Source organism: Brevundimonas sp. BAL450, from assembly GCF_015767455.1.
Lineage (GTDB): Bacteria > Pseudomonadota > Alphaproteobacteria > Caulobacterales > Caulobacteraceae > Brevundimonas > Brevundimonas abyssalis.
The window spans coordinates 207,634-221,391 of record NZ_JADWOW010000052.1; the positions used below are offsets into that span (position 1 = coordinate 207,634).

At 69.8% G+C, this 13,758-nt stretch carries 12 protein-coding genes; 10 read left to right on the forward strand and 2 right to left on the reverse strand.

Translation table 11 applies throughout. From position 1 onward, the window contains the following. Positions 1-152: 152 nt before the first annotated feature. A complete protein-coding gene (locus tag IWC96_RS10035) occupies positions 153-914 on the reverse strand; it encodes an energy transducer TonB (protein ID WP_021698712.1) in 762 nt (253 codons plus the stop codon). 225 nt (positions 915-1,139) lie between these two features. On the opposite strand from IWC96_RS10035, the gene rimP reads away from it, so the two are divergent. From rimP to pnp, 10 genes are all read left to right on the forward strand, one after another. Further along, entirely contained in the window at positions 1,140-1,706 is a 567-nt protein-coding gene (gene rimP, locus IWC96_RS10040) for a ribosome maturation factor RimP (RefSeq protein ID WP_045319454.1), read from the forward strand. Beyond that, positions 1,706-3,502, forward strand: a complete 1,797-nt coding sequence (gene nusA / locus IWC96_RS10045) for a transcription termination factor NusA (RefSeq protein ID WP_021698715.1) — start codon at positions 1,706-1,708, stop codon at positions 3,500-3,502. The genes rimP and nusA overlap by 1 nt, the downstream gene beginning before the upstream one ends. An 18-nt stretch (positions 3,503-3,520) precedes the next feature. After that, positions 3,521-4,216: an RNA-binding protein gene (locus tag IWC96_RS10050; RefSeq protein ID WP_021698716.1), complete on the forward strand. Its 696-nt coding sequence runs from the start codon at positions 3,521-3,523 to the stop codon at positions 4,214-4,216. Between the two features lie 79 nt (positions 4,217-4,295). Then, entirely contained in the window at positions 4,296-7,232 is a 2,937-nt protein-coding gene (gene infB / locus IWC96_RS10055) for a translation initiation factor IF-2 (RefSeq protein WP_196838840.1), read from the forward strand. 84 nt (positions 7,233-7,316) lie between these two features. Then, complete coding sequence (locus tag IWC96_RS10060; protein ID WP_196838841.1) at positions 7,317-7,838, forward strand: hypothetical protein; 522 nt, start codon at positions 7,317-7,319, stop codon at positions 7,836-7,838. Between the two features lie 3 nt (positions 7,839-7,841). Continuing rightward, positions 7,842-8,525 carry a DUF2459 domain-containing protein gene (locus tag IWC96_RS10065; RefSeq protein ID WP_196838842.1) on the forward strand — a complete coding sequence of 228 codons (684 nt, stop codon included), beginning with the start codon at positions 7,842-7,844 and terminating at the stop codon, positions 8,523-8,525. A gap of 64 nt (positions 8,526-8,589) precedes the next feature. Beyond that, positions 8,590-9,057: a 30S ribosome-binding factor RbfA gene (rbfA, locus tag IWC96_RS10070; protein ID WP_196838843.1), complete on the forward strand. Its 468-nt coding sequence runs from the start codon at positions 8,590-8,592 to the stop codon at positions 9,055-9,057. Further along, positions 9,057-9,989 (forward strand): tRNA pseudouridine(55) synthase TruB, encoded by a 933-nt coding sequence (gene truB / locus IWC96_RS10075; RefSeq protein WP_196838844.1) that lies wholly within the window; start codon positions 9,057-9,059, stop codon positions 9,987-9,989. Before rbfA ends, truB begins: the two co-directional genes overlap by 1 nt. Before the next feature lie 90 nt (positions 9,990-10,079). Beyond that, on the forward strand, positions 10,080-10,349 hold the full coding sequence (gene rpsO / locus IWC96_RS10080; protein ID WP_196838845.1) for a 30S ribosomal protein S15: 270 nt from the start codon (positions 10,080-10,082) through the stop codon (positions 10,347-10,349). 219 nt (positions 10,350-10,568) lie between these two features. After that, positions 10,569-12,815 (forward strand): polyribonucleotide nucleotidyltransferase, encoded by a 2,247-nt coding sequence (gene pnp, locus IWC96_RS10085; protein WP_196838846.1) that lies wholly within the window; start codon positions 10,569-10,571, stop codon positions 12,813-12,815. A gap of 338 nt (positions 12,816-13,153) precedes the next feature. Here the strand turns inward: pnp and IWC96_RS10090 are convergent, their stop codons facing one another. Beyond that, entirely contained in the window at positions 13,154-13,717 is a 564-nt protein-coding gene (locus IWC96_RS10090; RefSeq protein WP_196838847.1) for a PH domain-containing protein, read from the reverse strand. Between the last annotated feature and the right edge of the window lie 41 nt (positions 13,718-13,758).

Genomic DNA, 13,758 nt, shown 5'->3' on the forward strand with positions numbered 1-13,758 from the left:
GCCGTCGGCGGAAAACCGAACCACGTGCGGCAGGCTGCCGCAGGGTAGAGAAACCGCTTTTTGAGTCCGGCGCGTCTGCCAATTCCGCCACGCCCGCGTCCGGCGGTTCCTCTAGCGGAACAGAGCCGGACGCGCATCTGCTTTCTTCGTGGTCAGCCCACCTGCCAGCGGATCGACAGGTGCACCAGGCCGCGCCGGGGGTCCGATCCCTGGGGGGCGACCGGCTCGAGCCGGTGATGACGGGCGGCGCCCAGGGTGGCCTCGCCGAAGCCCAGGGCCCGGGGCGTTTCGGACAGCAGCCGGCAGTCCTCCAGCACCCCATCCCAGCGGGCGACGCAGGCGGCGTGCGCCACACCGCTCTGCCCCGCGGCGGCGGCCTCGAGCGGATAGAGATTGCGGATGATCGCCGCGTTGGGGCGCTGGGCCCATTGGGGGTTGGTGATCAACGGAAGCGCATCGCTGGGGTCCTGCAGCCGCTCGCCGCAGGCCGTGAGCGTCCGCGCCAGGGGTTCGGCCTGATCGGACAGGTCGAGATTGAACCTCTGGCTCGGCCCGCTGTCGCCGGCCACATGCAGGGACAGGCTGGAGGCGCCCATCAGGGCCCGGGCGAAGCGGCCCGGGTTGCGGGCGAAGACGGTGCGGCCGTCGCCCGAGACGGACCAGCTCTCCCCGACCGGATCGGCGCCGTCGAAGCCGTATTCGACGCGGACCAGATCACCCTCGATCGGCGCGGCCAGCGGCGCCAGCAGGGCCAGCTGGCCCGCATCGCAGCGGGCGAACAGGATCGCGCCGGACGGCCAGCGCGCCTGGGCCGCCGCGCTCAGGCCCTCGCCCTGATGCGGCGTCCATTCCTGGGTCACCGCCCCGGTCGCCACGGCCGACAGCCCGACGGCCGCGAGAATCATCATGCGCATGACACGCTCTCCAGTCCCTGTGCGGCGTCCGCGCCGCCTCCCGGGAAAAATCTAGCACAGGCGGACGGCGATGCATCACTCCCCTGTTCGGGACCGGCCGGTGGGGGTGACAACCGCCCGGGACTGGCCTATACGGCCGCTCACATCGTTATCGACGGGCGTCGGACGACGCTTCTCGGAGCGGCGGCCGCAGGGTCCGCCGCTTTTTTATTGGAGTGCATGGCCTTGCGGGCGAAGACGGCCGAAGACCGCATGCTGATCGAGCTTCTGGACCCCATCGCGGAAACGCTGGGGCTGGACGTCGTGCGGGTGCGCCTGATGGGCGGGACACTGCGGCGTCGGCTGCAGGTCATGGCCGAACGGCCCAGCGACCACGACATCTCGGTCGAGGAATGCGCGCGGCTCAGCCGGGCCATCAGCGAGGTGCTGGACGCCGCCGATCCCATCGCCGGCGAGTACCTGCTTGAGGTCTCCTCGCCGGGCATCGACCGGCCGCTGACCCGCCTGATCGACTTCCAGCTGTTCGAAGGCCACGAGGCCCGGCTCGAAACCGACCGCATGGTCGAGGGTCGTCGTCGTTTCCGCGGCCTGCTGGCCGGGGTCGAGGACGCCGACAGCGCCAATCCCCTGGTGGCCGTCGATCTCGAGAACGAGGACGACACCGCCCTTCTGCCCTTCGCCTGGCTGTCCGAGGCCAAGCTCATCCTGACCGACGCCCTGCTCAAGCGGGGCGAGGAAATCCGCCGCGCTCGCGGCGAACCCGAACCTGACCAAACAGAGGACGAAGCCTGATGGCTGTCACCGGAATCTCCGCCAACCGCATGGAGCTGCTCTCCATCGCCAACGCCGTGGCCATGGAGAAGAACATCGACAAGGAGATCGTCATCGAGGCGATCGAGGAAGCGATCCAGAAGGGCGCCAAGTCGCGCTACGGGGCGCACCACGATATCCGCGCCAAGATCGATCCCAAGACCGGTGAACTGGCCCTGACCCGTCACGTGACCGTGGTCGAGGACGACTGGCAGCCCGAGGACGAGCTGGAGGAGTTCAACGACTCCGCCATGGTCCGCCTGACGGACGCGCAGAAGCGCGACCCCGAGGCCGAGGTGGGCAAGGAATATGTCGAGGAGCTGCCGCCCTTCGACTTCGGCCGGGTGCAGACCCAGATGGCCCGCCAGGTGGTCATGGGCAAGGTCCGCGAGGCCGAGCGCGCCAACCAGTACGAAGAGTTCAAGGACCGCGTGGGCGAGATCGTCAACGGCACGGTCAAGCGCGTGGAATACGGCAACACCATCGTCGATCTGGGCCGGGGCGAGGGCGTCATGCGCCGCGACCAGTCCATCCCGCGCGAGGTGTTCAACATCGGCGACCGCATCCGCACCTACATCTATGACGTGCGCCCCGAGGTGAAGGGCCCGCAGATCATGCTGAGCCGCGCCCATCCGGGCTTCATGGCCAAGCTGTTCGCCCAGGAAGTGCCAGAGGTCTACGACGGCGTCATCGAGATCCGCGCCGCCGCCCGCGACTCCGGCTCGCGCGCCAAGATGGCCGTGCTCTCCAACGACAGCTCCATCGACCCCGTCGGCGCCTGCGTCGGCATGCGCGGCTCGCGCGTGCAGGCCGTGGTCGCCGAGCTGCAGGGCGAGAAGATCGACATCATCCAGTGGAACCCCGACGAGCCCACCTTCATCGTCAACGCCCTGGCCCCCGCTGAAGTGGCCAAGGTGGTCCTCGACGAGGAAGCCGGCCGCGTGGAAGTGGTCGTGCCCGACGAGCAGCTGTCGCTGGCCATCGGCCGTCGCGGCCAGAACGTGCGTCTGGCCTCCCAGCTGACCGGCTGGCAGATCGACATCATCACCGAGAGCCAGGACTCCGAACGCCGCCAGCGCGAGTTCGCCGAACGCACCCAGCTGTTCCAGGACGCCCTGGACGTGGACGAGGTCATCGCCCAGCTGCTGGTCACCGAAGGCTTCGCCACCGTCGAGGACGTGGCCTTCGTGGAGGCCTACGAAATCTCCGACATCGAGGGCTTCGACGAGGAGACCGCCGAGGAGCTGCAGGCCCGCGCCAACGATTACCTGAGCCGCCAGGCTGCGGAGCTGGACAACAAGCGCAAGGAGCTTGGCGTCGAGGACGGCGTGCTGGAAGTCCCCGGCGTGACCCTGCCCATCGCCGTCGCCCTGGGCGAAGGCGGCGTCAAGACGGTCGAGGATCTGGCCGATCTGGCCACCGACGAGATCCGCGGCGGCTTCGAGGTGAAGAACGGCGAGCGCGTGCGCGTGCCGGGCGTGCTGGAAAGCTTCAGCCTGCCGCAGGAAGACGCCGAAATGCTGATCCTGCAGGCCCGCGTGGCCGCCGGCTGGATCGACGCCTCCGAGCTGCCCCAGCCCGAGCCGGAGCCCGAGGCCGACGAGGAAGAAGCCTATGACGAGGCCGAGGCCGTGTTCGGCGGCGAAAGCCAGGCTCCCGTGGGCGAGGCCGACGACGCTGGCGAAGCCGAGGGCGACGAGGGTGTCGAACAGGCCGAGCCGGCCGAGGGCGACGCGGAGGTCTTCGCCGAAGACCCCGAACAACCCCGCGACGCGTGATGGGAGCCGCAGCCGTCCATGGGTCTCGCCGCAGCCACATCGGAGCGTGAACGCCGCGACCTCGTCACCCGCGAGGTCATGGATGAATCACGCCTGATCCGCTTCGTGGCCGGGCCGGACGGCGCGGTGGTGCCCGACCTGGCGCGCAAGCTGCCGGGCCGGGGCCTGTGGGTGGCGGCGGACCGCGCTTCGGTCTCCACCGCCGCCGCCAAGGGCCTGTTCGCCCGGGCCGCCAAGGCGCCCCTCAAGGCCGCGCCCGACCTGGCCGACCAGATCGAACGGCTGCTGGTGCGGCGCTGTCTGGACCAGCTGGGTCTTGCGCGGCGCGAAGGCGCGCTTATCTCGGGCTTCGAGAAGTCTGCGGCGGCGATCCGGGGCGGCCAGGCCGCCTGGGTGATCGAGGCGTCGGACGGCGCGGCGGACGGCCGCGGCAAGATTCTGGCCCTGGCCGCGCGCCAGCCCAGGCCCCCGGAAGTCTGCGGCGCCTTCACGGTCGAAGATTTGGGTTTGGCCCTGGGGCTGGAAAATGCGATACATAGCGTCCTGCTTGCGGGCGGGCGGGCTGATCGCTGGACCCAGGAGGTCGGGCGACTGGCGGGATTTCGACCGCTCCGACCCCAGGACTGGCGTCAGGCCGGGTCTTCGGACCGGCCCGACGCTGCGACTGAGAGCGGGCCAGCGGGAGCCTTCGACGGGCGCGGTTCCGTTTCCTGAGAGGGAAGCGAGACCACGCACGGCTGTTTGTGTTTTTTGAACCAATGGGCGGGTGACCGCCGCGAGTAAAAGCGACCGGATGAGCGACGAGAACGACAACAAGACCGACGGCAAGCCGCAAGGCGGAACCCCCTCCACGACGGGACCGCGCGCGCCGCTGAGCCTGCGGCCGCGCCAGGCGGGCTCCGTGTCCACCGGCACGGTGAAGCAGAGCTTCAGCCACGGCCGGTCCAAGACCGTGGTCGTCGAGACCAAGCGCCGTGTGGGCGCCTCGCCGGGCGTCCAGCGTCCGCAGGGCTTCGACGTGGCCCGCAACCGGCCCGCGCCCGCCGCGCCGTCGGCGCCGCCTTCCGCGCCCCGCGCCGAGGGCCCCGGCGGTCTGTCCGCCGAGGAGATGGAGGCCCGTCGCCGCGCCATCGAGCTGGCCAATCGTGAACGCGCCGAGCGTGAGGCCCAGGCCCGCGCCGAGCAGGAGAAGGCCGCCCGCGACGCCGCCGCCCGCAAGGACGCCGAGGCCGCGGCGAAAGCCGCCGCCGAAGCGCCCATCGCCAAGCCGGTCGAGGCGCCCGCGCCCAAGGCCGCCGAGGCCCCTCCGGTCGAAGCGAAGGCCGTGCCCGCGCCTGCCGCGCCCAAGGCTGAAGCGAAGACCGAAGCGGCTCCGGCTCCGACCCCGGCTCCCGCCGCCGCCCCGGCCGCGCCCAAGCCCGACCTGTCGGCGCCGCCCAAGCGCGCGCCCAAGGTGAATTTCGGCCAGCGCGCGCCCCGCAAGGACGCACCGCGCGAACGGCCCCAGCCGCCGGCCTTCGGCGGCCAGTCCGCGCGCGAAGCCGCCATGAGCGGCCGCCCGGACGCCCCCGCGTCCGCCGCGCCGTCCTCGGCGCCGACCAAGACCGTCCGCTATTCCGCCCTGGCGCCCAGGCCGGCGCCCGGCGCAAACCGCTCCGAGGGCCGTGGCGCCCCCGCCGCGCGCGGCGCCCCGAACCAGCCCCCCGCCACGCCCGAAGTGGCCCGGCCCAGCCGCGCCCCCGGCGCCGGTTTCGGCCGCGCCCGTGAGGACGACCGGGATCGCCGCGACACCAAGCCGGTGTCGCGCGGCAAGGGCGAGCCCAAGCGTCGCGAAGGCCGCCTGACCATCCAGGCCCTGGCCGGAGGCGATGAGGACGCGGCCGAGCGCATCCGCTCGCTGGCCTCGGTCCGCCGGGCTCGCGAACGCGAGAAGGAAAAGCGCAAGGGCGGCTCCACCGATGCCCCCAATCGTCCGCGCGAAGTGGTCATCCCCGACATCATCACCGTGCAGGAGCTGTCCAACCGGATGGCCGTGCGCGGCGTCGACATCATCAAATTCCTGATGCGTCAGGGTCTGATGATGAAGATCACCGACGTGATCGATTCCGACACCGCCGAGCTGGTGGCCGACGAGTTCGGCATGGCCGTGCGCCGGGTTTCGGACTCCGACGTGGAGACGGGCTTCCTGTCCGACGAAGCCGACAAGGACGCCACCACGCCCCGCGCGCCGGTGGTGGCCATCATGGGCCACGTCGACCACGGCAAGACCAGCCTGCTGGACGCCCTGCGCACCACCGACGTGGCGGGCGGCGAGGCCGGCGGCATCACCCAGCACATCGGCGCCTATCAGGTCCGCCTGAAGGACGACCAGCGCGTCACCTTCCTGGACACCCCGGGCCACGCCGCCTTCTCGGCCATGCGGGCCCGCGGCGCCAATGTCACCGACATCGTCATCCTGGTGGTGGCCGCCGACGACGGCGTCATGCCCCAGACGGCGGAGGCCATCAGCCACGCCAGGGCGGCCGGCTCGCCGATCATCGTGGCGGTCAACAAGATCGACAAGCCCGACGCCAATGCGCAGAAGGTGGTCAACGAGCTGCTGCAGCACGAGATCGTGGCCGAAAGCCTGGGCGGCGACACCCAGGTGGTGGAGATCTCCGCCAAGAACCGCACCAATCTGGACGGCCTGATGGACGCCGTCCTGCTTCAGGCCGAACTGATGGACCTGAAGGCCGACCCCGAGCACCGCTCCGAAGGCGTGGTCATCGAGGCCAAGCTGGACAAGGGCCGCGGCCCCGTGGGCACGGTTCTGGTCAAGCGCGGCACCCTGCGTCGCGGCGACATCGTCGTGGCCGGCTCCGCCTGGGGCAAGGTCCGCGCCCTGCTCAACGAGCGCAACGAACAGCTGGCCGAGGCCGGCCCCTCCACCCCGGTCGAGATCCTCGGCCTGGACGAGGCGCCGGATCCCGGCGAGCCCTTCGCCGTGGTCGAGAGCGAGGCCCGCGCCCGCGAGATCACCGAGTTCCGCTCCCGCAAGAAGCGCGAGAAGGCCACCGTTCCGGCCGCCGTCTCCCTGGCCGACATGATGTCCAAGCTTCAGGACAAGAAGGTCTCCGAGCTGCCCGTCCTCATCAAGGCGGACGTGCAGGGCTCGGCCGAGGCCATCGTCGGCTCGCTGGAGAAGATGGGCAACGAGGAGGTGCGTGCGCGCATCGTCCACGCCGGCGCAGGCGGCATCACCGAGAGCGACGTGACCCTGGCCAAGTCGGCCGGCGCGCCGGTCATCGGCTTCAATGTCCGTGCATCGAAACAGGCCCGCGACCTGGCCGAGAAGGAAGGCGTGGAGATCCGCTACTATGCGATCATCTACGACCTGCTCGACGACCTGAAGGGCGTGCTGTCCGGCATGCTCGCGCCGATCCAGCGCGAGACCTGGCTTGGCAACGCCAAGGTGCTGCAGGTGTTCGACATCTCCAAGACCGGCAAGATCGCCGGCTGCCGGGTGGCCGAAGGCGTGGTCCGCAAGGGCGCCAAGGTCCGCATCATCCGCGACGACGTGGTGGTGCTGGAGCTGGGCACCCTCACGACGCTCAAGCGCTTCAAGGACGAGGTCAATGAAGTCCCGTCGGGCCAGGAGTGCGGCATGCACTTCCAGGGCTTCCAGGACATCAAGGAAGGCGACCTCATCGAGTGCTTCACCGTCGAGGCCATCCAGCGCACGCTGGAGTAGGGTTTCAAGGCCGCTCATCCCGGGTTGCCGGGATGAGCGGCTATGGTCCTGTTCCCGCCACAAGGGTCGAGGATGTTGAAAGCCATGAAACGCGTCGCCGCCCTCGCCGCCCTGGCCCTGCTCGCCGCCGCCGCTCCGGCGCGCGCCGAGACCCTGTTCTACGCCTATGACCCCGCCGATCCCCTGACCCTCAGCCTGACGCGAGGCATCACGCTGGAGATGGAGCGCGGCTTCCTGGGCGGGATCAGCATCCGGCGACTGTTCTCCACCGCCGGGCGCGGCTCGGCGGCCCTGGAGCGGGGCGGCCCCGGCGGCGTCATCGACGCCCTGCCCGAGGGCGCGGGCGAACGCACCGTCTATCGCATCGTGCCCGAGGGCGACGGCCGCGCCCTGGCCAACGCCCTGTGCCCGGGGTCCCAGGAAACCTGGTTCGTCTCCAGCCGCATCCGCGGCCCCCGCGCCCTGACCCTGCACGCCGTGGGCCGCTGGGCCGACGGCCGCTTCCGGCACTGCGCGCCGCTGCGTTATGAATTCCGGGGCGAATGGGCCGGAACCGACGCTCCCCCGGCGGACAGCGACGCCTCCAGCGCCCCGCGTCCGCAATAGGCCATGCGCGGCGTCGCCCTCGCCGCCCTGATCGGCCTTATCGCCGCGCTCCTGACCTGGACCCGGCCGGGCGACCCGACCCTGTCCCCCGCCGCGCCGGGGCAAGGGGCCGTCCTCCACATTCTCGACAACGGCTTTCACACCGACATCGCCCTGCCCCGCGCTTGGCTCGAGGCGCGCGGCGGGCCCCTGGCCGAGGCGGTGCGCGCCCTGCCGCCCGGCCAATGGGTGCTGGTGGGCTGGGGCGACGCCCGCTTCTATGTGGACCAGCGCCCCATCCATCACCGCCTGCCCGACGGCGCCCGCGCCTTCCTGCGGCCCGGCAACCCGTCGGTGGTCATGCTGGACCCCTACCGTCGTGACCCGGCCGTGGCGTGGGGCGAGGACCGCCGCCAGAGCCTGACCCTGTCCCCCCGCGCCTTCGACGCCCTGGCCGACCGCATCGAGGCGTCCCTGGCGCTGGAGAACGGACGCGCCCGCATCGCCGCGGGGCGTCCCGGCGACGACGCGGTCTTCCTGGCCAGCCACGAGACCTTCTCGGTCCTGCGCCTGTGCAATCACTGGTCCGCCGAGGTGCTGAATGCAGGCGGCGTGTCCGTCCGGCCCGCCCGGACATTCTTTTCGGCCGAGGTCATGGGCGCCGCCCGCCGGGCCTCGGAACTGGACATCAGGGCCTCAGGGGACTAGACCGCGCCCCCTCCCGTTACCCCCGCCGGGTTCGATCCCCGGCAAGCGCGTCAAGGAGGCGCTCATGGGCCGCAAGCAACACACCCGCAACGCCACCCCCCAGGGACCAAGCCAGCGCCAGCTGCGCGCGGGCGAGCTGATCCGTCACGCCCTGGTCGAGGTGCTGCGCGAGGAAGACATCCACGACACGGCGCTCACCGGCGTCTCGGTCACCGTGACCGAGGTGCGCATGTCGCCGGACTTGAAGCACGCCACCTGCTTCGTCGAACCCCTCGGCGCCGGCGTCGACGCGGCCCCCACGGCGGGCCACGTGACCGAGATCATCGACGCCCTCAACACCCACGCCAAATTCCTGCGCGGCGTGCTGGGCCGCCGCATCGACATGAAGTTCACCCCCGACCTGCGCTTCCGCCACGACGAGAGCTTCGACGCCGCCAGCCACATGGAGCAGCTGTTCGCCGACCCGAAGGTCCGCGCGGACATCGAAGCGTCTGACGATGAGGACGACGGCGCGGCAGGCCCCAGAGACTGATGGCGCGGAAAAAGAGAGGCGATCCGGTCCACGGCTGGGTCAATCTGGACAAGCCGATCGAGCTGGGCTCCACCGAGGCGGTCAGCCGCATCCGCCGCCTGTTCAACGCCCAGAAGGCCGGCCATGCGGGCACTCTGGACCCGCTGGCCTCCGGCGTCCTGCCCATTGCGCTCGGCGAAGCCACCAAGACCGTGCCGTTCCTGATGGACGCGGAGAAGGTCTATCGCTTCACCATCCGCTGGGGCGTCTCCACCGCCTCCGTGGACCGCGAGGGCGCGGTGACGGCCCGCTCGGACGTGCGGCCCTCGGTGGAGGCCGTAAAGGCCGCCCTGCCCGCCTTCTCCGGCGAGATCCAGCAGGTCCCGCCCATCTTCTCCGCCATCCGCGTGTACGGCCAGCGGGCCTATGATCTGGCCCGCGAGGGCGTCGAGGTGGAGCTCAAGGCCCGCCCCGTCACCATCCACGAGATCGCCGTCTCCGACGCCCCCGACGCCGACCACGTCGAGATCACCGCCCGCACCGGCAAGGGCGTCTATGTGCGCTCCCTGGCCCGCGATCTGGCGGTCATGCTGGGCGCCGAGGGCCATGTCTCGGCCCTGCGCCGCGAACGGGTGGGGCCGTTTGCCGCGGAAAACGCCGTGACGCTGGAAATGCTGGAGGATTTGGCGTATAGGGGCGCCGCCCTGGAAGGTCTACTTCCGGTCGCGACCGCTCTGGACGACATCCCGGACCTGGCCGTGACTGGATCGGACGCCTTCTCGCTTCGGCAGGGACGGCCGATCGTTCTGCTTCCCCGACAGGTCGAAACGCTCAAGGACCGGCTCAAGTCCGGTTCGCGAACCGTTTCGGCGTTCGAGGACGGAACCCTGGTCGCCCTCTGTCAGATGCGGGCCGGTCGACTCGAACCCGACCGCGTTTTCAATCTGTCCTGAAGCCCCGCCACGGCGGCGCAGAAAGACACCCCACGCCCTCAAGCAGCGAGGCCTCGCAGGCCGAGCGATAGGGCAAAGAAAGGGACTACGATGTCGATTACGGCGCAACGCAAGGCCGAGGTCATTTCCGAGAACGCCCGCGGCGAGGGCGACACCGGTTCGGCCGAGGTCCAGGTCGCGATCCTCACGGAACGCATCGCCAACCTGACCGACCACTTCAAGACCCACAAGAAGGACAACCACTCCCGTCGCGGCCTGCTCAAGCTGGTGTCGCAACGTCGTGGCCTTCTGGACCACCTCAAGAAGACCGACGAAGGCCGCTACGCCGCCCTCATCGAAAAGCTGGGCCTGCGCCGCTAGGGTTCAGGTGACGGAAGGGCCCGCGTGCGGGCCCTTTCTCTTATCCGCCGCAAGGCGGCCGGGGGCTGAACGCCTCCATGACGCGAGGGCCATGCCGGTCCTCACTCAACCCGCCCGGTCCGCGACGTCGCTGGCCGGGTTTTCGGGACCGAAGGACTGAAACAAAGCCTGACGCTCCGCCCCCGCCGGAATTCGCCCGCGGGACACGAAAGAGAAAAAATGTTCGACATCAAACGCAAGACCATCGACTGGGCCGGGCGCCCGCTGACCCTGGAAACGGGCCGCATCGCCCGCCAGGCCGACGGCGCCGTGCTGGCCACCTATGGCGAGACGGTCGTGCTGGCCACCGTGGTCTACGGCCGCGCCCCCAAGCCGGGCCTGGATTTCTTCCCCCTGACCGTGAACTACCAGGAAAAGACCTTCGCCGCCGGCAAGATCCCGGGCGGCTACTTCAAGCGTGAAGGCCGGCCGACCGAGAAGGAGACCCTGGTCTCGCGCCTCATCGACCGTCCGATCCGCCCCCTGTTCGTCAAGGGCTTCAAGAACGAGACCCAGGTCGTCATCACCGTGCTGCAGCACGACCTTGAGAACGACCCCGACATCGTCGGCATGGTCGCCGCCTCCGCCGCCCTGACCATCTCGGGCGTGCCCTTCATGGGCCCCATCGGCGCCGCGCGCGTCGGCTACATCGAGGGCGAGTACGTCCTCAACCCGACCCTGGAGCAGCTGCCCACGTCCGATCTGGACCTGGTCGTCGCCGGCACCCAGGACGCCCTGATGATGGTCGAATCCGAAGCGAAAGAGCTGTCGGAAGACATCATGCTCAACGCCCTGATGTTCGCCCACCGCGGCATGCAGCCGGTGATCGACGCCATCATCGAGCTGGCCGAGCACGCCGCCAAGGAGCCCTTCGACTTCCAGGCCGACGACGTCTCGGACGTGGTCGCCTCCATCAAGAAGCTGGTCGGCGACGACATCAAGGCCGCCTACGCCCACACCGGCAAGTACGACCGCCGCTCGGGCGTCGACACCGCCAAGAAGAAGGCCGCCCAGGCCCTGGTCGCCTCGGACGAGAACCCCGACGGCGTCGAGCCCGGCAAATTCTCCACCGCCTTCAAGGAGTGTGAAGCCGACGTCCTGCGCCGCGACATCATCGAGAACGCCCACCGCGTCGACGGCCGCGCCCTCGACAAGGTCCGCGCCATCGTCTCGGAAGTCGGCGTCCTGCCGCGCACCCACGGTTCGGCCCTGTTCACCCGCGGCGAGACCCAGGCCATGGTCGTGGCCACCCTGGGCACCGGCGAGGACGAACAGTACGTCGACGCCCTGGCCGGCACCTACAAGGAGAAGTTCCTCCTGCACTACAACTTCCCCCCCTATTCGGTGGGTGAAACCGGCCGCATGGGCGGCGCGGGCCGTCGCGAAATCGGCCACGGCAAGCTGGCATGGCGCGCCCTGCGTCCCATGCTGCCGACCGCCGAGGACTTCCCCTACACCATCCGTCTGGTGTCGGAGATCACCGAGTCCAACGGCTCGTCCTCCATGGCCACCGTCTGCGGCGGCTCCCTGGCGCTGATGGACGCGGGCGTGCCCCTGATCCGTCCCGTCTCGGGCATCGCCATGGGCCTGATCCTGGAGCCGTCCGGCGAGTTCGCCATCCTGTCCGACATCCTCGGTGACGAAGACCACCTGGGCGACATGGACTTCAAGGTCGCGGGCACCGAAGTGGGCATCACCAGCCTGCAGATGGACATCAAGGTCGCCGGCATCACCGAGGAGATCATGAAGCAGGCCCTGACCCAGGCTTCGGCCGGTCGTCTGCACATCCTCCAGGAAATGGCCAAGGCCATGGACGCCCCGCGCGGCGAGCTGGGCGCCTACGCCCCCAAGATCGAGGCCATCAAGGTCCCGGTCGACAAGATCCGTGAAGTGATCGGCACGGGCGGCAAGGTGATCCGCGAGATCGTCGAGAAGACCGGCGCCAAGATCAACATCGAGGACGACGGCACGGTCAAGATCGCCGCCTCGGAGCAGGACAAGATCGACGCCGCCAAGGCCTGGATCCAGTCCATCACGTCGGAGCCCGAGCCCGGCGCCATCTACACCGGCAAGGTGGTCAAGCTGGTCGACTTCGGCGCCTTCGTGAACTTCTTCGGCGCCAAGGACGGCCTGGTCCACGTCAGCCAGATCGCCCTGGAGCGCGTCGCCAACCCGGCCGACGTCCTCACCGAGGGGCAAGAGGTCAAGGTCAAGTTCCTGGGCATGGACGATCGCGGCAAGACCAAGCTGTCGATGAAGGTCGTCGATCAGGAGACCGGCGAGGACATCACCGACAAGATCAACGCCGAGCGCGCCGAACGGGGTGAAGCCCCCCTGTCCGACGACACCGGCGGCCGTCCCAAGCGTGACGGCGATCGCGGTGGCGACCGCGGAGGCGGCGACCGCGGCCGCCGCCGTCGCGACTGATCCTTCTGATCGTTGAATAGAAAAGGCCCCGGTGATCCCTCACCGGGGCCTTTTTTAATCCTCCCCTGCGTCGCAGGGGAGGGGGACCGCGAAGCGGTGGAGGGGCCGGTCGCTGAAAGCGACCGGGGCGCGCGCAGGGTGAGGGTCGGCTCCCACAACCCCGTCATCCCCGGGCTTGTCCCGGGGATCCACTGCGGCCTCAGGCGCGAGCTTGAGAAGGACTGAACGGCCGGCTCGACCGGGCGCGTTCCGGAACCGCATCCGCCGTGGACCCCCGGGACAAGCCCGGGGGTGACGGATCATTGAATCTTCGGATCAATCCAGCTCGATTAAGGGTCTCAACCCTTCTCCCCCAACCGCGCCTCGATCCGCAACAGCGCATCCCGGATCTCCCCCAGCACCGCCCGCTCCCCATCAGCCCCGTCCGCCGCCGGCCCAGCCACAGCCGCCGGCGCCGCAAAGCCCCGCTCTTCCAGCCGGTCCCGCTGCTCCAGGATCTGGTCGCGCACCCGCCGCGCGTCCATCAGCCCGATCAGGTCCGCCTCGGACTGGCCCGTGGCCGCGCTGCGCTGCCCCGCCGTCTCGATGCGCAGGCTCAGCAGCCCCAGGGCGCCCAGCAGCGGCCCCTCGCGGATGGAGATGTCCTGGATCTTGTCCAGGGGAATGGTCAGCTCCTGCTTGAAGAACACCCCCTTGCCCACCACCACGCTGCGCTCGGTCAGCCGGCACGACAGCGAGGCGTGATACCGCGAGGCCCACCAGCCCCCCAGGATCACCCAGAACGGCAACAGCAGAATCCCCGCCACCGTCGCGATCAGGATCAACGCCCCGCTGATCCAGAAATACACCTTCAGCTTCGGACTGAACCGCGCCTCGACGATGGAATTGGCTTGAGCAGACATGGATCACCCCCGGTTGGTTCAGAGGCGCCATACAGCGGCGG

What these genes read in the sequence shown, in the direction of transcription:
- IWC96_RS10035 (WP_021698712.1), bottom strand. Translation starts at nt 914, where the DNA reads ATGCGCATGATGATTCTCGCGGCCGTCGGGCTGTCGGCCGTGGCGACC.
- nusA (WP_021698715.1), top strand. Translation starts at nt 1,706, where the DNA reads ATGGCTGTCACCGGAATCTCCGCCAACCGCATGGAGCTGCTCTCCATC.
- IWC96_RS10050 (WP_021698716.1), top strand. Translation starts at nt 3,521, where the DNA reads ATGGGTCTCGCCGCAGCCACATCGGAGCGTGAACGCCGCGACCTCGTC.
- infB (WP_196838840.1), top strand. Translation starts at nt 4,296, where the DNA reads ATGAGCGACGAGAACGACAACAAGACCGACGGCAAGCCGCAAGGCGGA.
- IWC96_RS10060 (WP_196838841.1), top strand. Translation starts at nt 7,317, where the DNA reads ATGAAACGCGTCGCCGCCCTCGCCGCCCTGGCCCTGCTCGCCGCCGCC.
- IWC96_RS10065 (WP_196838842.1), top strand. Translation starts at nt 7,842, where the DNA reads ATGCGCGGCGTCGCCCTCGCCGCCCTGATCGGCCTTATCGCCGCGCTC.
- rbfA (WP_196838843.1), top strand. Translation starts at nt 8,590, where the DNA reads ATGGGCCGCAAGCAACACACCCGCAACGCCACCCCCCAGGGACCAAGC.
- truB (WP_196838844.1), top strand. Translation starts at nt 9,057, where the DNA reads ATGGCGCGGAAAAAGAGAGGCGATCCGGTCCACGGCTGGGTCAATCTG.
- rpsO (WP_196838845.1), top strand. Translation starts at nt 10,080, where the DNA reads ATGTCGATTACGGCGCAACGCAAGGCCGAGGTCATTTCCGAGAACGCC.
- pnp (WP_196838846.1), top strand. Translation starts at nt 10,569, where the DNA reads ATGTTCGACATCAAACGCAAGACCATCGACTGGGCCGGGCGCCCGCTG.
- IWC96_RS10090 (WP_196838847.1), bottom strand. Translation starts at nt 13,717, where the DNA reads ATGTCTGCTCAAGCCAATTCCATCGTCGAGGCGCGGTTCAGTCCGAAG.